Raw genomic sequence first — 842 nt, 5'->3', positions numbered from 1 at the left:
GGAATTACTGAATTCTCAGATCAATTGCTAGAAGTGCGCTTAGCCAACGAAAAAATGCTAGGAGCATGGCTCAATGGCGACGTTGCACCACTCTTTGCCTTTGAACCAAGCGGTGATGATGAAAGCTGGCAATACATCGAAGCGTTTGACGTTTACGGGCAAATTCATCAACTTGATGTGTATCAGCTTCCTGACGTTCCCGTTCTAGTTGTCGATAACAACAGCTCTGCAGAGCTCAAAGCAGGCTTACAGGCGATGCAGGCAGAAATGAAAAAACTGGGGCAGCCAGCTCTAATTCAGCCTTATTATTCAGAGAGTCAAAAACAATCTTCACCAATGCTACAAAGCGCAGCGACAAGTGATGTCGCTCCGATTCAAACAACTCAACTGAAGAAAATTCGCTTAGCGGATGACAAAGAACCGTGGATCTCTGGCAAAGCAGAGGTTTACGCCATCGTGACAGGTGTCAATCCAAGCCGCGACGAGCCGACAATTGATCTGGTAGAACTTCCTTACTTGGATTACGACAACCAAGATTACTACCCAAATCAAATCATCATTCACTGGTCTCGCTACCGCTGGGGCGCTGCGGATATTGTTCTGATGGAGCAAGATGACGGCACAGACTACAAACAGCTGGCGAAACTATTGGTGCAAGTGGCTGAAGAAGTTCTGAAAGCCATTCCAGATCCGCAAGTTCAGGCATACGCAGTCATCCCACAAATCACAAACAAGATCAGCGATGCAATGTCAGATGGGGTTGTTACGAACGTTGATGACTTTGTTGACGTTTTCTACACGTTGATGCAAGACACGGCGTATGTCGACCACCCAGGAGCAGG

At 47.1% G+C, this 842-nt stretch carries 1 protein-coding gene; it reads left to right on the top strand.

Features of this window, described 5'->3' with window-relative positions:
- Positions 1–842: DUF3103 family protein (locus tag R8O10_RS24505; protein WP_318191856.1), on the top strand; the 842-nt coding region annotated here is incomplete at both ends.

The sequence above is a fragment of the Vibrio sp. 1727 genome (assembly GCF_033344415.1).
GTDB lineage: Bacteria > Pseudomonadota > Gammaproteobacteria > Enterobacterales > Vibrionaceae > Vibrio > Vibrio alginolyticus.
This window is presented reverse-complemented; position numbering and strand designations above follow the sequence as displayed.